Annotated in this window: 17 protein-coding genes; 8 read left to right on the top strand and 9 right to left on the bottom strand. The window is 62.8% G+C overall.

The features are described 5' to 3' along the window. Position 1 precedes the first annotated feature (1 nt). A complete protein-coding gene (locus B5E66_RS01935) occupies positions 2–1480 on the top strand; it encodes a UDP-N-acetylmuramoyl-L-alanyl-D-glutamate--2,6-diaminopimelate ligase (protein WP_087228291.1) in 1479 nt (492 codons plus the stop codon). A gap of 85 nt (positions 1481–1565) precedes the next feature. Here B5E66_RS01935 and B5E66_RS01930 read toward each other — a convergent pair whose 3' ends face one another. Next, positions 1566–2726, bottom strand: a complete 1161-nt coding sequence (locus B5E66_RS01930) for a phosphoglycerate dehydrogenase (protein WP_087228290.1) — start codon at positions 2724–2726, stop codon at positions 1566–1568. Positions 2727–2744: 18 nt separating this feature from the next. Further along, positions 2745–3827 carry a 3-phosphoserine/phosphohydroxythreonine transaminase gene (gene serC, locus B5E66_RS01925; RefSeq protein ID WP_087228289.1) on the bottom strand — a complete coding sequence of 361 codons (1083 nt, stop codon included), beginning with the start codon at positions 3825–3827 and terminating at the stop codon, positions 2745–2747. A 312-nt stretch (positions 3828–4139) separates the two neighbouring features. Here serC and B5E66_RS01920 point away from each other — a divergent pair, with 312 nt between their 5' ends. Further along, complete coding sequence (locus tag B5E66_RS01920) at positions 4140–4562, top strand: BlaI/MecI/CopY family transcriptional regulator (RefSeq protein WP_087228288.1); 423 nt, start codon at positions 4140–4142, stop codon at positions 4560–4562. A gap of 261 nt (positions 4563–4823) precedes the next feature. Then, positions 4824–5288, top strand: coding sequence for an Hsp20/alpha crystallin family protein (locus B5E66_RS01915; RefSeq protein WP_087228287.1), 465 nt, complete (start codon positions 4824–4826; stop codon positions 5286–5288). A gap of 87 nt (positions 5289–5375) precedes the next feature. On the opposite strand, the gene B5E66_RS01910 is transcribed toward B5E66_RS01915, so the two are convergent. Both B5E66_RS01910 and B5E66_RS01905 read right to left on the bottom strand, forming a co-directional pair. Further along, positions 5376–6245: a phosphoribosylaminoimidazolesuccinocarboxamide synthase gene (locus tag B5E66_RS01910; RefSeq protein WP_087228286.1), complete on the bottom strand. Its 870-nt coding sequence runs from the start codon at positions 6243–6245 to the stop codon at positions 5376–5378. 196 nt (positions 6246–6441) lie between these two features. Further along, positions 6442–7326, bottom strand: a complete 885-nt coding sequence (locus B5E66_RS01905) for a YitT family protein (protein WP_242958058.1) — start codon at positions 7324–7326, stop codon at positions 6442–6444. 281 nt (positions 7327–7607) lie between these two features. Between B5E66_RS01905 and B5E66_RS01900 the strand changes: the two genes are divergently transcribed. The 5 genes from B5E66_RS01900 to B5E66_RS01880 all read left to right on the top strand — a co-directional run bounded on the left by B5E66_RS01900 (position 7608) and on the right by B5E66_RS01880 (position 13830). Next, a complete protein-coding gene (locus B5E66_RS01900; RefSeq protein WP_087228285.1) occupies positions 7608–9299 on the top strand; it encodes a glutamine--tRNA ligase/YqeY domain fusion protein in 1692 nt (563 codons plus the stop codon). Between the two features lie 33 nt (positions 9300–9332). Beyond that, positions 9333–9734: an FMN-binding protein gene (locus B5E66_RS01895; RefSeq protein WP_087228284.1), complete on the top strand. Its 402-nt coding sequence runs from the start codon at positions 9333–9335 to the stop codon at positions 9732–9734. 75 nt (positions 9735–9809) lie between these two features. Then, a complete protein-coding gene (locus B5E66_RS01890; RefSeq protein ID WP_242958056.1) occupies positions 9810–10817 on the top strand; it encodes a leucine-rich repeat protein in 1008 nt (335 codons plus the stop codon). A 29-nt stretch (positions 10818–10846) separates the two neighbouring features. Beyond that, positions 10847–12274 carry a vWA domain-containing protein gene (locus B5E66_RS01885; RefSeq protein WP_087228282.1) on the top strand — a complete coding sequence of 476 codons (1428 nt, stop codon included), beginning with the start codon at positions 10847–10849 and terminating at the stop codon, positions 12272–12274. Between the two features lie 11 nt (positions 12275–12285). Further along, positions 12286–13830, top strand: a complete 1545-nt coding sequence (locus tag B5E66_RS01880) for an AAA family ATPase (protein WP_087228281.1) — start codon at positions 12286–12288, stop codon at positions 13828–13830. Between the two features lie 50 nt (positions 13831–13880). Here the strand turns inward: B5E66_RS01880 and B5E66_RS01875 are convergent, their stop codons facing one another. The 5 genes from B5E66_RS01875 to B5E66_RS01855 form a co-directional block, all read right to left on the bottom strand. Further along, entirely contained in the window at positions 13881–14483 is a 603-nt protein-coding gene (locus tag B5E66_RS01875) for a TVP38/TMEM64 family protein (protein ID WP_087228280.1), read from the bottom strand. A 158-nt stretch (positions 14484–14641) separates the two neighbouring features. Continuing rightward, on the bottom strand, positions 14642–15646 hold the full coding sequence (locus B5E66_RS01870) for a 3'-5' exonuclease (protein ID WP_087228279.1): 1005 nt from the start codon (positions 15644–15646) through the stop codon (positions 14642–14644). Between the two features lie 20 nt (positions 15647–15666). Continuing rightward, positions 15667–16494, bottom strand: coding sequence for a Cof-type HAD-IIB family hydrolase (locus B5E66_RS01865; RefSeq protein ID WP_087228278.1), 828 nt, complete (start codon positions 16492–16494; stop codon positions 15667–15669). A gap of 173 nt (positions 16495–16667) precedes the next feature. Next, the gene (locus B5E66_RS01860) at positions 16668–18593 is read right to left on the bottom strand and encodes an ABC transporter ATP-binding protein (RefSeq protein WP_087228277.1); all 1926 of its coding nucleotides are present in this window, start codon (positions 18591–18593) and stop codon (positions 16668–16670) included. Then, positions 18593–20344 carry an ABC transporter ATP-binding protein gene (locus B5E66_RS01855; protein ID WP_087228276.1) on the bottom strand — a complete coding sequence of 584 codons (1752 nt, stop codon included), beginning with the start codon at positions 20342–20344 and terminating at the stop codon, positions 18593–18595. The genes B5E66_RS01860 and B5E66_RS01855 overlap by 1 nt, the downstream gene beginning before the upstream one ends. Between the last annotated feature and the right edge of the window lie 26 nt (positions 20345–20370).

Below are 20370 nucleotides of genomic sequence, written 5' to 3'. Positions count from 1 at the left end.
TATGAAGCTATCCGCGTTGACCCAGGGGGTGGCCTGTACGCTGGTGCAGGGCAGCCTGGATACCGACATCACCGACATCGTCTATGACAGCCGGAAGGCAGCCCCGGGGGTATTGTTCGTTTGCATCGTGGGCACCCAGCGGGACAGCCACGACTTTGCCGCCGACTGCGCAGCCAAAGGAGCGGCGGCCGTCGTCATCCAGCACGACATTGACCTGAGCGGCCTTGCGGGGGTGACGGTGCTGAAGGTGGACAACAGCCGCCGGGCCATGGCCCTGATGAGCGCCAACCTGTTCGGCAGCCCTGCCCGCCGGATGACCATGATAGGCGTGACCGGCACCAAGGGCAAGACCACCACCGCCCACATGATCCGCAGCGTGCTGGAGGCGGCGGGCCGCAAGGTGGGGATGATCGGCACCAACGGGGTCTATTATATGGGCCGTCACGAGGAGACCGCCAACACCACCCCCGAGAGCTATGAGCTGCAAAGATACTTCCGCACCTTTGTGGACGCGGGCTGCGACACGGTGGTGATGGAGGTATCCAGCCAGGGGCTGATGATGGACCGGGTGGCGGGTATCCATTACCAGGTGGGCGTGTTCACTAACCTCTCTCCCGACCACATCGGCCCGGGGGAGCACGCCAGCTTTGAGGAGTACCGCAGCTGGAAAGGCCAGCTGTTCCGGCGGTGCGATGTGGGCGTGGTGAACATCGACGACCCCAACACGCAGGCGCTGCTGGAGGGCCACACCTGCGCCCTGGTGACCTACGGGATGGACAGCCGGGCCGACTACCGGGCCAGCGACTGCCAGCTGCTGCGCACCCACGACTTTTTGGGGGTGACATTCCACGTCAGCGGCCGGGATGAAATGGACGTCAAGGTGAATATGCCGGGCCAGTTCAGCGTCTACAACGCCCTGGCGGCCCTGGCGGTGAGCAAGGTGCTGGACCTGCCCGACCAGGCCATCCACGACGGTCTGGGCCGCTGTGTAGTCAAGGGCCGGGTGGAGCTGGTGCCCATCAGCAAAAAGTTCACCGTCCTGCTGGATTACGCCCACAACGAGGTGTCCACCGAGAGCCTGCTGACCACCCTGCGTGCGTACGACCCCCACCGGCTGGTGGTGGTGTTTGGCTGCGGCGGCAACCGCTCCAAACTGCGGCGGTACGGCATGGGAGAGATCTGTGCCCGGATGGCCGATTTCTCCATCCTGACCGAGGACAACAACCGCTTTGAAAAGGTGGAGGACATCCTGGCCGACATCCGTCAGGGGATGCTGCGGGGCAACCCCGACGCCCGGTTCGTGGAGATCCCCGACCGTCTGGACGCGCTGCACTACGCGGTGGACCACGCCCAGCCCGGCGACCTGATCGCCGTCATTGGGAAGGGCCACGAGACCTACCGGGACCGGATGGGGGTCAAGACGCCCTTCCTGGAGCGGGAACTGCTGGAGGAATACGCCCGGCAGATCGGCCTGGAGTGACGGCCCGTCGTTAAAACAAGAGAAAATGCCCCCGGGCCGCTGCGGTGTGCAGACAGGCCCGGGGGCATTTTTGTGGATCAGGCGGTCACAGGATGCGGACCCGGATGACGGCGGGGATGGCGGAAAGCTTTTCCTTCAGCTCGCCGGTCATGGCGCCGGTGACGTCCAGCATGGTGTAAGCCATGTTCTTTTTGCTCTTGTTGACCATGTTCTCGATGTTCAGGCTGGCGGCGGTGGTCAGGGCGGTGACCTGGCTGATGATGCCCGGCTCGTTGCGGTGGATGACGCAGATCCGCCGGCCCCCGGCCCGGGGCTGCTGCACATCGGGCAGGTTGACCGAATGGGTGATGTTGCCGTTGCGCAGGTAGTCGCTCAGCTCCTGGGCGGCCATGATGGCGCAGTTGTCCTCGGCCTCGGGGGTGGAGGCGCCCAGATGGGGGGTGCAGATGACCCCCGACCTGCCCAGCAGTTCCTCGGCGGGGAAGTCGGTCATATAAACGGACACCTTGCCGCTCTCCAGGGCCTCCAGCAGGGCGGCGTTGTTCACCAGCTCGCCCCGGGCGTAGTTGAGCAGCTTGACGCCGTCCTTGCACAGGGCCAGGGTCTGGGCGTTGATGGTGTCCCGTGTGGTGGGCAGATAGGGCACATGGATGGTCAGATAGTCGCACAGGGGCAGCATATCGTTCAGGTTGACGCAGTGGTGCACCTGGCTGCTGAGGTTCCAGGCGGCGTCGATGGAAATATAGGGGTCGTAGCCGTAGACGTCCATCCCCAGGGACAGGGCGCAGTTGGCCACCCGGGAACCGATGGCGCCCAGACCGATGACGCCCAGGGTCTTGCCCGCGATCTCATTGCCCACAAATTGCTTTTTGCCTTTTTCCACATCCTTTTTCAGGTTGGGGTCGCCGGCCAGGCCCTGCGCCCAGCCGGAGGCCGCGGGCACGTTGCGGCTGCCCGCGATCAGCATCCCCACCACCAGCTCGGCCACGGCGTTGGCGTTGGCGCCGGGGGTGTTGAACACCACGATGCCCTGCTCGCTGCACCGGTCCAGGGGGATGTTGTTCACCCCGGCCCCGGCCCGGGCGATGGCCAGCAGATTGGGTTTGAACTCAGTGTTCAGCAGGTCGGCGCTGCGCACCAGGATGCCGTCGGGGGCGTCTGTGTCCACCGCCACCTCAAACAGGTTTTTGGGCAGCTTTGCCAGCCCCACCGGGCTGATGGCGTTGAGTGTCTGAATGGTAAACATTTCCTGTCCCTCCTGTGCTCAAGCGTTGGCCTTGCGGAACGCTTCCATGAATTCCACCAGCTTGTCGATGCCGGCAGGGGGCATGGCGTTGTAGATGGAAGCCCGCATACCGCCCACCAGGCGATGGCCCTTCAGATTGACCAGGCCGGCCTCGGCGGCTTGGGCGCAGAACTTTTTGTCGGTGTCGGGGTCGGGGCTGGTGAAGGTGACGTTCATGGTGCTGCGGTAGCGGTGCTCCACCGGGTTGCGGTAGAAGTCCTGGCTGTCCAGATAGTCATACAGCACCTTGGCCTTGGCCTCGTTGATCTGCTGCATGGCCGCAAGGCCGCCCACCTCGTGCTCGAGGTAATCCAGCACCAGGCCGGTCATATAGATGCACCAGCAGGGCGGGGTGTTATACATACTGTCCTTGTTGATGAGGGTGGTGTAGTTCATCATGGTGGGGACGGTGTCGGCGGCGTGGCCCAGCAGATCCTCCCGGATGATGGCGATGGCCATGCCGGCGGGGGCCACGTTTTTCTGCACGCCAAAGTAGATGCAGCCATACTGGGTCACATCCACCGGGCGGGACAGGATCATCGAACTCATGTCGGCCACCAGGGGGATGCCGTCTACCTGGGGCAGCTCCACATACTGGGTGCCGAAGATGGTGTTGTTCTGGCAGATGTGGATGTAGCTGGCGTCGGCGTCATAGGGGATGGCGCTGACGTCGGGGATGTAGGTGAAGTTTTTGTCCTTGCTGGAGGCCACCACGTTCACCTGTCCGAACTTGGCAGCCTCTTTGGCGGCCAGGTTGGAGAAGTTGCCGGTGACGATGTAGTCGGCCTTGCCGGTGGTCATGAAGTTGAGGGGCACCATGGCGAACTGCTGGGTGGCGCCGCCCTGGAAAAAGCCGACCTTGTAGTTGTCGGGGATCTGCATCAGCCGGCGCAGGGAGGCCTCGGTGTCCTGGATGATCTGTTCGAACCACTTGCTGCGGTGGCTCATCTCCATGACGCTCTGGCCGCTGCCGTGGTAGTCCAGAAGCTCCGCCTGAGCTTTCCTGAGGACCGGCTCGGGCAGCATGCTGGGACCGGCGCTGAAATTGTAAACTCGTGCCATAGTACATTCCTCCGTCCTATCCAAACCCGCCGGTGTCCGGCGGAACAGATGCGATCGATATAAAACAGTATAAAGGTTTTGCGGCGGCAAAAACAAGAGCTCTTTTGCACAAAAAGGCCGGCACAAAGGGGCTGTGATGGCGCAGAACACACAAATGTGCGCCATACAAATACAATATCTAATACAAATGTAAAAGATAGGCGAAAAACGAGGAGAAAACAGGAGAATGCGCCCTTGTGCGCCGGGCCTGAAGCTGGTATAATGGACAAAACCAAGACAAATGTATAAGAAAAAAGAAAGGAGAGCGGGCGTATGTACGGGATCCCGCAGCGATGCAGGCCCCTGTCCGGGGCGGAGGAACAGGTGCTGCTGGCGCTTTGGCAGGCGCCGCCCCCGGCCACACGGCAGCAGATCGGCCGGCAGCTGGAGAGCCGGGGCTGGGCCGACGGCACCCTGCTGAGTTTTTTGAGCAGACTGGAGGCCAAGGGCTGGGTGCAGGTGACAAAGGAGTCGAACCGCAATGTCTATACCCCCACCGTCACACGGCGGGCCTATGGGGTCTATTGTATGCGGGAGCGGCTGGATACCCTGTTTGGTGGGGATCTGGCAGCGGCGGTGCGGGCGCTGGTCAGCGAGTGCGGGGCGACCCCCGGCCAGCTGGAGCAGGCTGCCGCCGTACTGGAGGAAAAGCGGGCCGAGGCGGAGGAGTACGACAGCTACGACGCCTTTTTCTGAGTGCGGACGCAACTTGTGGACAGAGATGCGGATTTTTGAAACTGCGATGATGCGTTTGAAAAAGCGGAAAATTGCATGAAAGATGGACAGAGTGTGATAGAAAAATTAATTTTGGCACTCTATGCTTGACAGTGCTAAAAGTTGGTGCTATACTAAAGCCGTGCTCAGGAGGAAGGGCGATGGGATGTAAAAAGCATCCGGGCCCTTCCACACCGGCGGCAAAGTATCGGCCCGCAAGGGCAGCGATTGGAGGTTTGACTTATGCTTCTGCCTGCTGTTTTTCATGAGAATCTGTTCGATGATTGGTTTGATCCGTTCTTTGAGGATATGGATCGGGAGCTGGACCGCGGGTCCCGCCAGGTTTTTGGTAAGCGCGGCGCGAACATGATGAAGACCGACGTCAAGGATACCGGCACCACCTATGAAGTGGCCGTCGATCTGCCGGGCTGCAAGAAAGAGGACGTCCAGATGGAGCTGAACAACGGCTATCTGACCATCCAGGCGGTCCGTTCGCACAGCAACGAGGAGAAAGACAAGCAAGGCCGCTATGTGCGCCGTGAGAGCTTCTCCGGTACCTGCGCCCGCAGTTTCTACGTCGGTGAGGATGTCAAGAAAGAGGACGTCCGCGCCAAATTTGAGGATGGTGTGCTGAAGATCACCCTGCCCCATCCCCAGACCGAGAAGGAACTGCCTGCCGCCAACACCAATCTCATTGAGATCGAGTAACGGCGGCTGCGCCCCAAAAAGCGCGTCTTAAACAGATGCCCCCGGGAGACGGAAAGCCTCCCGGGGGCGTTTTTTGCATTCAAAAAATTACAGTTCCTTGCCGGTCAGCAGCTGGTAAGCTTCCAGGTACTTGGCGATGGTCTTGTCGATGACGTCCTGGGGCAGCAGGTAGTCGCTGTCGGGATGGGCCTTCAGCCAGTCGCGGACGAACTGCTTGTCGAAGGAGGGCTGGCCGTGGCCCGGCTCATAGCCCTCCAGGGGCCAGAAGCGGGAGGAATCGGGGGTGAGCATCTCGTCGCCCAGCACGATGTTGCCCGCTTCGTCCAGGCCGAACTCAAACTTGGTGTCGGCAATGATGATGCCGCGGCTCAAAGCGTAGTCGGCGCACTTCTTGTACAGGGCCACGGTGTAGTCCCGCAGCTTCTGGGCGTACTCTGCGCCCTTGCCGGGGAAGTGCTTTTCCAGCACATCGATGCTCTGCTCGTAGGAGATGTTCTCGTCATGGTCGCCCAGATCTGCCTTGGTGCTGGGGGTGTAGATGGGCTCGGGCAGTTTGTCCGACTCCCGCAGGCCTTCGGGCAGGGTGATGCCGCACACCTTGCCGGTCTTCTGGTAGCTGGCCCAGCCGCTGCCGGTGATGTAGCCGCGGACGATGCACTCGATGGGCAGCATGGTCAGCTTGCGGCAGAGCATGCTGTTGCCCTCGAACTGGGGCTGGCGGAAAAAGGCGGGCATATCGGCGGTATCCACCGAGATCATATGGTTGGGCAGCAGGTCTTTGGTATAGTCGAACCAGAACTTGCTCATCTGGGTCAGGACGGCGCCCTTTTTGGTGATCTTGTTCTTGAGGATCACGTCAAAGGCGGAGATACGGTCGGTGGCCACCATGACCAGGGCATCGCCCACGTCATAGATCTCGCGCACCTTGCCCTCTTTGAAAGGCTTGTACTCAGTCATCAGAAAACACTCCTTCTTCTCTCATGGGGCGGCTGGAGGCCGCGGCCTTCGGTTCCATGGGTATTGTATCATATCCGCCGGCATTTTCCTACCGCCAGAATGGGGGAGTTGCTGCCCGGCGTGGGTCAAATTCTGGTAAAAACCCCAAAAAAGCCGCCCTTTCGGGCGGCAGATTTGGAATAAGTATGACTTATCGTCACACGGCCCGGAAGCCCTTGCCGATGATCTCGCTGGAGTTGACGATGGTGATGAAGGCGTGGTTGTCGTTCATCCGCAAAAAGTTGCGCAGATGGGTAGCCTCCCGGCGGGTGAGCACCGTCATGATGACGGTCATGCTCTTGCCGGTGTAGGCGCCCTGGGCCTCCTCCACCGTGGCCGAGCGGTGCAGCTCGTCCAGGATGAAGTCGGTGACGTCCTCGGGGTTGGAGGTGACCACCGTGCACACCTTGCGCTGGTTGATGCTCTCGATGACGCCGTCCACCACGAAGGACTTGCCGATCAGGCCCAGGATACAGTACAGGCCGGTCTGGACGCCAAAAATGAGGGCCGCGCCGCTGACGATCAGGATATCGCTGGCCATCAGGGCGGTGCCGATGTTCAGGGAGGAATGTTTGGTCAGGATGAGGGCAACAATATCGGTGCCGCCTGTGGAAGCGCCGATGTTGAACACGATGGCGCTGCCGATGGCGGGCAGCAGCACCGCAAAGATCAGCTCCAGCAGGGTGTCGTTGGTGAAGGGGGCGGTCATGGGCCAGATGGCTTCACACAGGGAGACGTAGAAGGAGAGGGCCATCGAGGAGTAGACGGTCCAGCCCATACAGCTGATGCCCAGGGTGAAAAAGCCCAGGACCACCAGGGCCATGTTCAGCACCCACATGAAAAAGCCCACGTTGAACTGGGGGAACAGGGCCGACAGCAGCACCGACAGGCCCGAGGTGCCCCCGAAGGCAAAGTGGTTGGGGGTCTTGAACCAGACGATGCCCAGCGCGGTCAGCACCAGACCCAGGTTGAGCAGGATAAAAAAGCGGACGTTTGCAAGCATGGTTTCCTTTTTAAAGGCGTTTTTGACCAGGTCTATCATAATTCCTTTTCCTCATTTGCCTGTGCTTTGGGTTGCAATGTACAGACAGCCCGAAGCGCGAATTTCTTATACCAAGCAGAACTATACGATACTTCGCCCCGGATGTCAAGCATTCTGCACGAATGGACGGCAGAAAAATTACGGAAGGTGAATAAAAAGGGAAAACTGCGCCGGTCCTTCTTGCAGGAAAGGCGAAAATGTTGTATGATATACCATTATAGGGGCGTATTCTGACCGCGCGCCTGCCTGCGGCTTTGGGGCCAAAGGCGTTACAGAGCAGTATGAGGGAGAACAAGATGGCAGACAAAAACTTTTTGACCGATATCATTGACGCCGACCTGGCCGAGGGCAAGGTCAGCGAGATCCATACCCGATTCCCGCCCGAGCCCAACGGCTATCTGCACATTGGCAGCGCCAAGGCGATCTATATCAACTGGTCCATCGCCAAGGCCTATGGGGGCAAGTTCAACCTCCGCCTGGACGATACCAACCCCGCCCGGGAGGACGTGGAGTATGTGAACAGCATCCTGGAGGACCTGCACTGGCTGGGGGCCGACCCCAACGGCGGCGTCTTTTATGGCAGCGATTACTTTGAGCAGTGCTACGCCTATGCCGAGAAGCTGATCCTGGAAGGCAAGGCCTATGTGGACGACCTGACGCGGGACGAGATGCGGGAGTACCGCGGCTCGGACGCAGGCAAGCCCAGCCGTCCCTCCCCCTGGCGGGACCGTACCCCCGAGGAGAACCTGGACCTGTTCCGCCGGATGCGGGCAGGGGAGTTCAAGGAAGGGGAAAAGACCCTGCGCGCCAAGATCGACCTGGCCAGCCCCAACATGAATATGCGGGACCCGGCCATCTACCGCATCAAGTATGAGTCCCATCACCGCCAGGGGGACAAGTGGTGCATCTACCCCATGTACGACTTTGCCCACCCCATCCAGGACGCCATCGAGGGGATCACCCACAGCATGTGCAGCCTGGAGTTTGAGAACCACCGCCCCCTGTATGAGTGGGTGATCACCAACCTGTTTGGCACCGAGTTCCCCAAGCAGCGGGAGTTCGCCCGGCTGAACGTCACCAACACGGTGATGAGCAAGCGGTATCTGCGCGAACTGGTGGAGACCGGCATGGTGGACGGCTGGGACGATCCCCGGATGCCCACCCTCTGCGGCCTGCGCCGCCGCGGCTATACCCCCAGCTCCATCTTCACCTTTGTGCGGGAGGCGGGCATCGCCAAGTGCGACAACCTGATCGATGTGCGCCAGCTGGAGGCCTGCGTCCGCAGTGAGCTGGACCTGTGCGCCCAGCGCCGTGTGGCGGTGCTGCACCCGGTCAAGCTGGTGGTGGACAACTACCCCGCCGGCCAGACCGAGACGTTTGCCCTGGCCAACAACCCCAACCGGGAGGCCTGCGACAGCTCCACCCGGCAGGTGGTCTTCAGCCGGGAGCTGTGGATCGAGGAGGAGGACTTTGCCGAGGTGCCGCCTCCCAAGTTCAAACGGCTGACGGTGGGCAGCGAAGTGCGCCTGATGGGCGCCTACATCGTACGCTGCACCGGCGTGGACAAGGATGAGGCGGGCCGGATCACCGCCATCCACTGCACCGCGGACCTGGAGACCGGCTGCGGCTGCCCCGCCGACGGCCGTAAGGTGAAGGGCACCATCCACTGGGTCAGCGCCGACCACTGCATCGAGGCGGAGGTGCGGCTGTACGACAAGCTGTTCACCCGCGAGAACATGAACAACCTCCCCGAAGGCACCACCTACAAGGACTACCTCAACCCCGACAGCGTCACCGTTTGCGCGGGGGCCAAGCTGGAGATGGCCCTGGAAGGCGCCAAGCCCGGGGACAAGTTCCAGTTCGTCCGCAACGGCTTCTTCACCCCGGATTCCAAGCACCCCGGAGTGTTCAACCGGGTGGTCACCCTGCGGGACAGCTTCAAGCCCGCACAGGCGCCTGCCTGTCCTCAGTAAAAACGACAAAACGAAAGGAGGCGCTTTGCGCTTATGCCCAAACGGATCTGGCGCAATGCTCTGTTGATGGCGGTCGTCACCTTTTTGATGGCGGTGGGCCTGCTGTTTTATATCCGCAGCTCAGGACCCGTGCCCGGAGGAGAGAACCCGAACAGTGTCCTGCTCCACGACGGGGTGTATACCTCGGTGCAGCAGGGCTACATCAGTGAGGTGACGGTGACGGTGACCATCTCCAGCGGGATGGTATCGGACGTACAGGCCGACGCCTCGGGCGAGACCCCCGCACTGGGGGGCGTGGCTGCCGCGCAGCTGGCGGAGGAGCTGGCCCAGGCCGGCTCGGCCGACCGGGTGGACGTGGTGGCGGGCAGCACCTATACCAGCCAGGCTGTCCTGGATGGGATGCAGGACTGCCTGACCCAGGCGGCCGCAGGCTGACGAAACAAACCACAGAGCGCTTCCGGGCGGCAGAACTGACGCTGCGGGGGCGCTTTGTTTTGGATGGAGGGCCCTATGCTGGATACCTTTGACTACACCCTGGGCCCGGGCGGGGCGGTCCTGGCCAGGGCCTATGGAGACAGTCCCGTCCTCTGCCTGCCCCAGACGCTGCCGGGGCCCAAAGGGCCTCTGCCGCTGGCCGGGCTGGGGGGCTACTGCTTTGCCGAGACGGTGCGGGACAAGCCCAAAGGCCCCCTGCTGCGCTGTGTCCGGGAACGGGACGGCAGCCTGCGGACTGTGCCGGCGGAGGAAGGGCAGGACCTGCACCCCGCCGCTGGACGCTTCCTGGAGGAAGTCGCCCTGCCCGGCACCCTGCGGGAGATCGGCAGCTGCGCTTTTTACAACTGCAGGGCCCTGCGCCGGATCACGGTGGGGAGCGGGCCGCTGGCCGTGGGCAGCGATGTCTTTTTGAACTGCTTTGAATTGGCCGAGGTGGTGCTGGAGGCCTCGCCCGACGAGGCTACCGGACTGTCTGCCCTGGTGAACAACATCTCCAGCAACCTGCGGGCGGTGTTCCGCGCAGGGGGCGCTGTGCAGGGGGCGTTCCGCTATCCCGAATACTGGGAGGACATCGAGGAGACCCCCGCCCACATCCTGCTGCACACCTTCTCGGGGCAGGGATACCACTACCGCCAGTGCTTCCGGGACGGGCGGCTGCTCTGCGGCGAGTACGACGCCGTCTTTGCCCAGGGCCACGGCGGGGACGACCCGGCCTATATGGCCCTGCTCTGTTTGGACCGGCTGCGGTATCCCTGGCAGCTGGATGGTGAGGCCGCGGGCCGCTACCGGGCTTTCCTGGCCCGGCAGGGGGCTGTGGTGGCCGCCGGGCTGATCCGCGCCCAGGACCAGGAGGGGCTGCGCGCCCTGCTGGATCTGGGGGTGCTGGACGGGCCGGCCCTGGCGCAGGCATCGGCCAGCGCCCGGCAGGCGGGCAACGCCCAGGCGGCGGCCCTGCTGGCCGACGCGGAGTACCGGGCTGCCCCGCCAAAGCCCAAGCGGCGTTATACATTCGACGATATTTGAGCCGATGATCCTGTACGGAGGTGATCTGCATGGCGCGCAAGGCGCCCGTTGACTTCAACGCGCCCTTTCAGTCGGCGCGGCCCGAGACCCAGGAGGAATGGCAGGCCCGGATGGGCGGCGAGGTGCTTGCGGTGCTGCGCAGCGAGCTGTATCTGGACTTCCGCTTTTTGGACCAGGCCCTGGGCGCCCTGACCCCTGTGCCCGACGAGCGGTGCGGGGTGCTGGCCACCGACGGGGTCAGTCTGTTCTACCAGCCCAGCGCCCTGCTGCGGCTCTACCGGGAGAACCAGAAATATCTCAATCGGTTGTATCTGCATACGATATTCCATTGTGTATTCCGCCATCTGTGGATGCAGGGGAAACGCGACCCGGTGTTGTGGCACACCGCCTGTGACATCGCGGTGGAGAACGTCATCGACGGGCTGGGGCGCAGGAGCATCACCCGGCCCCTGACCTACGTCCGCCGCCGGGCCTATGAAGCCCTGACCGAGGGCGGCCATGTGGCGGCGGCGGCCCCGGCCTACCGCTGGCTGCTGGCCCAGACCCCCGGGGTGCAAAAGCAGCTGGCCCGGGAATTCTACGCCGACGACCACAGGCTGTGGCCCCGGCCCGGCAGGCCCAACCAGCCGGTCCCCCAGCCCCAGGCCCAGAAGGACTGGCAGAAGATCGGGCGCCGGATGGAGACCCAGCTGGAGCTGCACGACCGGGAAGCCGGGGAGGACGGGGGGAACCTGGCCCAGGCGGTCAAGGCAGCCAACCGCAGCCGCAGCAGCTACCGGGAGTTCCTGCGCCGGTTCTGCGTGCTGCGGGAGGAACCCCGGCTGGACCCCGACACCTTCGATCTGAACTTTTACACCTACGGCCTGTCGGTCTACGGCAATATGCCTCTGATCGAGCCGGTGGAGACGCGGGAGAACAAAAAGATCGAGGAGATCGCCCTGGTGATCGACACCAGTTATTCCACCTCGGGGGCCCTGGTGCGCAGCTTTTTGTCCGAGACATACGCCATGCTCAAGCAGCGGGAGAGTTTCTTCCGCCGGATGAACCTGCACATCATCCAGGCAGACAACAAGGTCCAGCGGGACCACCTGGTCACCACCGAGGAGGAACTGATCGACCTGATGGATCGCTTTGAGCTGGCGGGGGGCGGCGGCACCGATTTCCGCCCCGCCTTCGACTATGTGACCAGGCTGTGCGAGGAGAAGAAGTTCCACAACCTGCGGGGGCTGCTGTATTTCACCGATGGCATGGGGACCTATCCCGCCCGGCGGCCCCCCTACGACGCGGCCTTCCTCTTTTTGGGGGACCGGTTCGACGACGCGGGCGTGCCTCCCTGGGCCATGAAGGTGGTGCTGGATGAGGAGGAGTTCGCCGGGCCCGAAGCAGCCCCTGCGCAGGGGCTGGCCGCCGCCCTGGAGGAGGAACAGGACCTCTATCGGGATCTGAACAATTCGTGAGGAGAGAGCCTATGAATATCAAACGTGCAAAGGAAGAGATCGAACGCACGGTGCGGGCCTATCTGGCCAAGGATGCCCTGGGGGAATACGCCATCCCGGCGGTGCGTCAGCGGCCCATCCTGCTGATGGGCCCTCCGGGCATCGGCAAGACCCAGATCATGGAGCAGGCCGCCCGGGAGTGCGGGGTGGCGCTGGTGGCCTATACCATCACCCACCACACCCGCCAGAGCGCCGTGGGTCTGCCCTTCATCCGGCAGAAGCACTACGGGGACCGGGACGTGTCGGTGACCGAGTATACCATGAGCGAGATCATCGCCTCGATCTATGAGAAGATGGAGGCCACCGGCCTGCAGGAGGGCATCCTGTTCATCGACGAGATCAACTGCGTGTCCGAGACGCTGGCCCCCACTATGCTGCAATTTTTGCAGTGCAAGACCTTTGGCAACCAGGCCGTGCCGGCGGGGTGGGTCATCGTGGCGGCGGGCAATCCCCCCGAATACAACAAGTCGGTCCGGGATTTTGACATCGTCACCCTGGACCGGGTGCGCCGGATGGACATTCAGCCCGACCTGCCCGCCTGGCGGGAATATGCCCGCAAGGTGGGGGTCCATGGGGCCATCCTCAGCTATCTGGAGCTGCACCCCCAGAATTTCTATCAGATCAACGCCGACGTGGAGGGCGCCCAGTTCGTCACGGCCCGGGGCTGGGAGGATCTGTCCAATCTGCTGGACACCTACGAAAAGCTGGGGATGCAGGCCGATGAGGAAGTCATCCGCCAGTATCTGCAGCACAGGACCATTGCGGAGGACTTTGCCTCTTACCTGGACCTGTACTATAAGTACCGGGACAACTACGGGGTCGAGGAGATCCTGGCCGGGCGGCCCCGGCCGGAGGCTTTTGCACGGCTGTTGCAGGCTCCCTTTGACGAGCGGCTGTCCCTGGTCAGCCTGCTGCTGGCGGGGCTGAAAGCGCGGTTTGGGGATTCCTGCCGGGAGAACGATGTGGCCGACACCTGCTATGCCCTGCTGCGGCAGCTCAAGCAGGATCTGGCCGCCCTGCCCGACCCCGAGCCCACCGATCCGGAGGACCTGCTCCAACAGCAGATCGGGGACTATGAGGCTGAGACGGCCCGCCAGCGCACGGCCGGCGCCCTGGACAAAGAGGGGCTGGCCCGCCGTCTGGGGGTGGCGGCCGCCCTGCGGGACTGGGCAGGACGTTTGCGCCGGGCCCACGCTGCGGGCACCCAGGAGGCCTTCGACCTGCTGCGGGGGTACTTTGAGACCCTGGCCGCAGACCGCGAAAAGCGACAGGAGGAGGCTTCTGCGGCCCTGGAGGCAGCCTTCGACTTTATGGAGCAGGCGTTTGGGGAGAGTCAGGAGATGGTGGTGTTCGTCACCGAGCTGACCGTTTCCCCGTCGGCCCACGCGTTCATCGCCGAGAACGGCTGTGAGCGGTACTTCCGCTACAACAAGGATCTGCTGCTGGATAACCGCAAGGCGGCCCTCGACCGGGAACTGGCGGCCGAGGAACTGCGCCACGGCGGCCCCAAAGGTTAAGTACAAAGAAAAAGGCCCGCACGGATGCTCCGTGCGGGCCTTGTGTATTTTTAGTCCAGATGATGTTTCTGACAGAAGAGCTTGGAGGCAAAGTACATCCCCACCCACAGAAGGATGGCCAGCACCAGGTAGAGGGGATTCTCCAGCGCATTGGTGAGGGACTGGCCAAAAAGGGCCATCATGGCGATCATGACGGCCTTGCCGGCCAGCAAAGTCAGGATGTAGCGGCGGGAATCAAAGTCGGAGATGCCAAAGGCCAGATGCAGAAAGGAGGTGGGGGTGAAGGGCAGCATGGCCAGGGTGAACAGGGTGGGGACATCGCAGTGGCTGACCCACTTTTCAGCCTTGCGGAACAGCTCGAAGCGGCTGGCGAACCGCCAGAAAAACCGCTTGACCACCCTGCGCCAGAAGGTGAACATGATGGCGCCTCCCACCACCACGCCGCACCAGCTGTACAGAAAACCCATCACAGGGCCGTGGGCGGCCACGTTGAGCGCCACGATGGCGATGAGGGGCAGGGGCGGCACAAAGGATTCCACCATGGCCAGCAGGACCGGCACCAGGGGTCCGAGCCCCTCAAAGCTGTCCAGCAGGTTCTTCCAGAAATCCAGGGATGTGATCTGAGTGCTCCAATACTGAAGCATGTCTTCCATGCGCCGTCCTCCTATCGTACTTGGATGGTTTCGGGTCTTGTCCGGAACAAAGACCGCTTTGGATCTTCCGGATCTAGATTATAGTATACCCTCCCATTATGACAAAGCGGTGAACGATCTGTCAAGTTGTGGGTGGAAGGGTCAAAAAGCGGCGGGGCTCAGCCCTCCTCTTTGGCGGCAGCGGCGCGGGCCTCGGCGGCGTGCAGCCGTTCCAGCTGCTGGCGGCGCTGCTTGTGCCAGCGGGCCAGCAGGTCGGGTGTGGGCATCTGGAGGCACCGGGCATAGGTCCAGTGCAGGCCGTCCCGGCGGGCCAGCTTGTACCGCTGAAAGACCCCCTGGCCGGCTTCGCTGTCGGTGCCGGCGCAGCAGGGGCACTGGGCCAGGGTATACCAGCTGTTGCTGCCCTTTTTCAGCCAGATATCATCGGGGACAAGGGCGGCGCCGCACACCGGGCAGGCCGCGCTGAGGATGCGGGGGTCGTTGCGCCAGGCAAACTGCTCCACGTTGCCCTCCCACAGGCGGAAATCCCGGTAGTCGCCGGGCTCGGGGCAGAGGCTCTGGCGCAGCGATTCGGCCTCGGTGGGATACTCGGCCAGGCCGCGCTCCAGGTCGATGCAGCGGCAGATATCGGCGGTGTACAGGGCGTCGGACAGCGCGTCGTGGAAGGGGCGCTCGGTGGGCAGCCCCAGCCGGGTGACCACGCTCTCCAACGTGAGGCCGTCCCCCTCCTTGCGGGGGTATTGGCTGAGAAAGATCTGCTGCAGGTTGTACCAGACGGTGGGGCGGCTCTCGTCCAGGTTGCATAAAAAGAGGTTCTGCTTGAGCACCGGCACGTCATCCAGACCCCACTCGGCAAATTCAGCGTCGGGACCGCACCACTTCATGAACCGGCGCAGCCCCTGCAGGATGGGCTCGCCCCGGTCCAGGTCGGCCTGGGTCAGGCCGGTGACCTTGGCGATGTGGTGCTGCAGTTTGCGGAAGATGCGGGGCCGCAGATGGATCGAGAAGGTGTCCAGGACGTTGCCCGCCTCATCCACCCTAGCGGCGCCGATCTCGATGATCTCCCCCCGCAAAGTCTGCTCCACCCCGTGGTAGTTGAAGGTATAGGGATGGTAGCCGATGTTCCATTCCAAATCAAAAATGACCAAATTTCGCTGAGGCATGATCGTATGATTCCCCATTCTTATAAAATAAAGCGCTCGATGGCTTCTGCGACGCCGTCGTGGTTGTTGTCCGCTGCCGTGATATAGTCCGCCTGTGCCTTGACGGGGCCTTCGGCATTGGCCATGGCCACGCCCACGCCGGCGTAGTGGATCATCGAGCGGTCGTTCATCCCGTCGCCGCAGGCCATCAGGTTGTCCCGGGTCAGGCCCATCCGGTCCAGCAGGGCCGCCAGGCTGCGGTCCTTGGCCACCCCCAGAGGCACCGCCTCAATGAAGAAGGGGCTGGAGGGGTACAGGTCGATCTGCCCGGCAAAGCGGTCCAGGCCGGCCTGCAGCACCGGCCGCAGCCGGATGGGGTCGAGGGTGATGAGCATTTTGTTGACCGGGTAATTGACGTAGGCGGGCAGGTCGGGCACGCCGACCATGGGCAGCTTGTTGGTGAAGCCCTCCCGCATGGCCCAGGGGTCCTGGGGACGCTCGGTGACGATGCCCTCCGGGCTGTATGTGACGATGGCCACGTTCTGCTGCGCCGCAAAGCTGCACAGGGCGGGCACCATGGGGGCCGGCAGCACCTGCTGCCACAGGATGCGGGCCCCGGGGCCGCAGTCCACGATGGCACCGCCGTTGTACGAGAGGATGGCCCCCGCCCGGCCGTTCTGGCCCAGGGCAAGATCCCGCGCCACAGGGGTGACCCCCTCGGTGGGGCGGCCGGAAGCCAGCACCACCATCACCCCTTTGGCCAGGGCCTGGTCCAGGGCGGCGCGGGTGCGGGGGGTGATCTGCTTGTCGTCGTTGGTGAGGGTGCCGTCCAGATCCAGTGCCAGCACCTTGATATTCGGTTTCGCCATAGAAAAGCGTTTCTCCTTCTTCCAGGCAGCCTTGCGCCGCCTTCACAGTCTTACTTTCTATTGTACAATAAAAGAGCGCAGGTTTAAAGAGAAAAAATCGGTTTTTCACGAAAAAGAATAAAAACCCCGCCCCAACGAAAGACGGGGGCGGGGAAAAGGGGGTTATCCGGCGGTCACTCGGCCAGGTTGCCGGTGTACAGCTGGTAGTATTTGCCTTTCTTGGCGATCAGCTCGTCGTGGCTGCCGCGCTCGATGATGCGGCCCTGTTCCAGCACGATGATGCAGTCGGCGTTGCGCACGGTGGACAGCCGGTGGGCGATGACAAAGGTGGTGCGGCCATACATCAGGCCGTCCATGCCCGCCTGCACCAGCGCCTCGGTGCGGGTGTCGATGGAGCTGGTGGCTTCGTCCAGGATCAGCACCGGCGGGTCGGCCACGGCCGCCCGGGCGATGGCCAGCAGCTGCCGCTGGCCCTGGCTGAGGTTGGCGCCGTCGCCGGTCAGCATGGTGTTGTAGCCGTCGGGCAGGCGGCGGATGAAGCCGTCGGCGTTGGCCAGCTTGGCGGCCACCACGCACTCCTCGTCGGTGGCGTCCAGGCGTCCATAGCGGATGTTGTCCATGACGGTGCCGGTGAACAGGTGGGTATCCTGCAGCACGATGCCCAGGCTGGCCCGCAGGTCCGACTTCTTGATCTTGCGGATGTTGATGCCGTCGTAGCGGATCTTGCCGTCCTGGATGTCGTAGAAGCGGTTGATCAGGTTGGTGATGGTGGTCTTGCCGGCGCCGGTGGAGCCCACAAAGGCGATCTTCTGGCCGGGCAGGCCGTAGAGGTTGATGTCGTGGAGGACGGTCTTTTCGGGATTGTAGCCGAAGTCCACGTCAAAGAAGCGGATGTCGCCCTCCAGCTTGGTGTAGGTCAGAGTGCCGTCGTGGTGGGGGTGCTTCCAGGCCCAGATGCCGGTGCGGGAGTCGCTCTCCACCAGGTTGTTGTCCTTGTCGTATTTGGCGTTGACCAGGGTGACGTAGCCGTCGTCGGTCTCGCTGGGGGCGTCCATCATGGCGTAGATGCGCTCGGCGCCGGCCAGCGCCATGATGACGCTGTTGGCCTGCATGGACACCTGGCTGATGGGCATATTGAAGCTCTTGTTCAGGGCCAGGAAGGCCATGACGGTGCCCAGGGTGACCCCGCCGATGCCGTTGACCGCCAGGGCCGCGCCCAGAAGGGCGCACAAAGCGTAGCTGACGTTGCCCAGCTGGGCGTTGACGGGCATCATGATGTTGGCGTAGCCGTTGGCCCGGATGGAGCTTTCCTTCAGCTTGCCGTTCAGCTCGCGGAAGCCCTGCAGGGTCTTTTCCTCATGGGTAAAGACTTTGACCACCTTCTGGCCCTGGAGCATCTCCTCGATGTAGCCGTTGACGGCGCCCAGGTCCCGCTGCTGGGAGATGAAGTACTTGCCGCTTTGGGCGCTGATCTTTTTGGAGCAGAACAGCATCAGGGCCACCATGCAGATGGTCAGGACGGTCATGGGGATATCCAGGATACACATGCTGACGAACACCGACAGGATGGTGATGACGCTGGACACCAGCTGGGGGATGCTCTGGCTGATCATCTGGCGAAGGGTATCCACGTCGTTGGTGTACACCGACATGATGTCGCCGTGGGGGTGGGTGTCAAAGTAGCTGATGGGCAGGCTCTCCATGTGGGTGAACAGCTCGATGCGGATGTTCCGCATGGTGCCCTGGGTCACATTGACCATGATGCGGGCGTTGCCCCAGGCGGCCAGGATGCCTACCAGATAGATGCAGCCGATCCGTGCCAGGGCGCCGATCAGGGGGCCGAAGTTGGGGTCCTGCTGCTGGAGCATGGGCGCGATGTAGTCGTCGATGAGGGTCTGCAAAAACAGGCTGGCCTGCACATTGGCAAAGGCGCTGAGGAAAATGCAGATCAGCACCACGATGCAGTGGGGGGTGTAGTGCCGCAGCACCTCACCCAGGACTCGCTTGAGCAGCTTGCCGGGGTTGGCCACCTTGGGCCGGGGGCCCATACCGCCGCGGCGGCCGGGGCCATGGATGGTTCTCACGTTCTGTTCAGCCATCAGTCTTCACCTCCCTGCTTGTCGAAGTCGCCGCCGCCCTGGGTCTGGCTGTTGTAGACCTCCTGATAGATCTTGTTGGTGGCGAGCAGCTCCTCATGGGTGCCCAGGCCGTCGATCCGGCCGTTGTCCAGCACCAGGATGCGGTCAGCGTCCTGCACAGAAGAAATGCGCTGGGCGATGATGATGCGGGTGGTGCCGGGCAGCTTTTCCCGGAAGGCCTGGCGGATCTTGGCGTCGGTGGCGGTGTCCACCGCGCTGGTGGAATCGTCCAGGATCAGGATCTTGGGTTTGCGCAGGAGGGCGCGGGCGATGCACAGACGCTGTTTCTGGCCGCCCGAGACGTTGGTGCCGCCCTGCTCGATCCATGTATTGTACTTGTCGGGGAAGCGCTGGATGAACTCGTCGGCGCAGGCCAGGCGGCAGGCTTCCATGCACTCCTCCTCGGTGGCGTTCTCATCGCCCCAGCGCAGGTTGTCCAGGATGGTGCCTGAGAACAGGACGTTCTTTTGCAGCACCATCGAGACCTCCTGGCGCAGCACATCCAGGTTGTAGTCGCGCACATCCACGCCGCCCACCCGGACGGCGCCGCTGTCCACGTCGTACAGCCGGGGGATCAGTTGCACCAGGCTGGATTTGGCGCTGCCGGTGCCGCCGATGACGCCCAGCGTCTCACCGGGCCGGATGCGGAAGGTGATATCGCTGAGCACCGGGCTGCCGGTGCCGTGCTTATACTTGAAAGTGACGTGGTCGAACTCCACGCTGCCGTCCTGCACCTGATCCACGGGCTTCTGGGCGGGGGGCAGGTCGGTCTTTTCGTCCAGCACCTCGATGATGCGGCGGCAGGAGGCCACCGACATACTGAGCATGACGAACACCATGCTCAGCATCATCAGGGAGGCCAGGATGTTCATGACGTAGCCGAACAGGGCGTTCAGCTGGCCGGTGGTGATCACGCCGTCCAGCACGAAATGGGCGCCGAACCAGGACAGGGCCAGGTTGCAGCCGTAGATGGCCACCAGCATGGAGGGGTTGTTGAAGCTGAGGCGGCTTTCCGCCTTGACGAACTGGTTGTACAGGTCCTGGCAGGCCCTGGTGTACTTGTCGTCCTCATGCTTTTCGCGCACGAAACTCTTGACCACCCGGATGGCGGTGACGTTCTCCTGCACCGAGGCGTTCAGGTTGTCGTAGTTGCGGAACACCCGGTCGAAGATCTTGGTGGTGGGCAGCATGATGCAGCCCAGCACCACCAGCAGAAAGAGCATGGCCACCAGGAAGATGCCGGTGAGATGCGGGTTGATCATCACCGACATGATGAGGGCAAAGACCAGATGCACCGGAGCGCGCACGCACATCCGCATCAGCATCTGGAAGGCGTTCTGCACGTTGGTGACGTCGGTGGTCATACGGGTGACCAGGCCCGCCGTGGAGAACTTGTCGATGTTGGTGAAGGAATAGTGCTGGATGCGCTCAAACATGGCGTCGCGCAGGTTGCCTGCGTAGCCGGCGGATGCCTTGGCGGCAAAGCGGCCGGCGGACAGGCCCAGAACCAGAGCGATGGCCGCCACCAGGAAGGTGAGCAGGCCATACTTGATGACGGCGTCCATATCTCCCTTTTCGATGCCCTGGTCGATGATGTAGGACATCAGCAGCGGGAGAAGGACGTCCATGATGGCTTCCAGCGCCGACAGAAGCGGCGTGATGATCGCGGCGCGCTTGTACTCGCCGAGATGGGAGGCCAGCTTTTTGATCATGGGTCATACCTCCTATGGCGTATCGG

It is taken from the genome of Faecalibacterium sp. An121 (assembly GCF_002160915.1).
Lineage (GTDB): Bacteria > Bacillota > Clostridia > Oscillospirales > Ruminococcaceae > Faecalibacterium > Faecalibacterium avium.
Note: the sequence above shows the minus strand (reverse complement) of the source record. Positions and strands in the feature narration are given on the sequence as shown.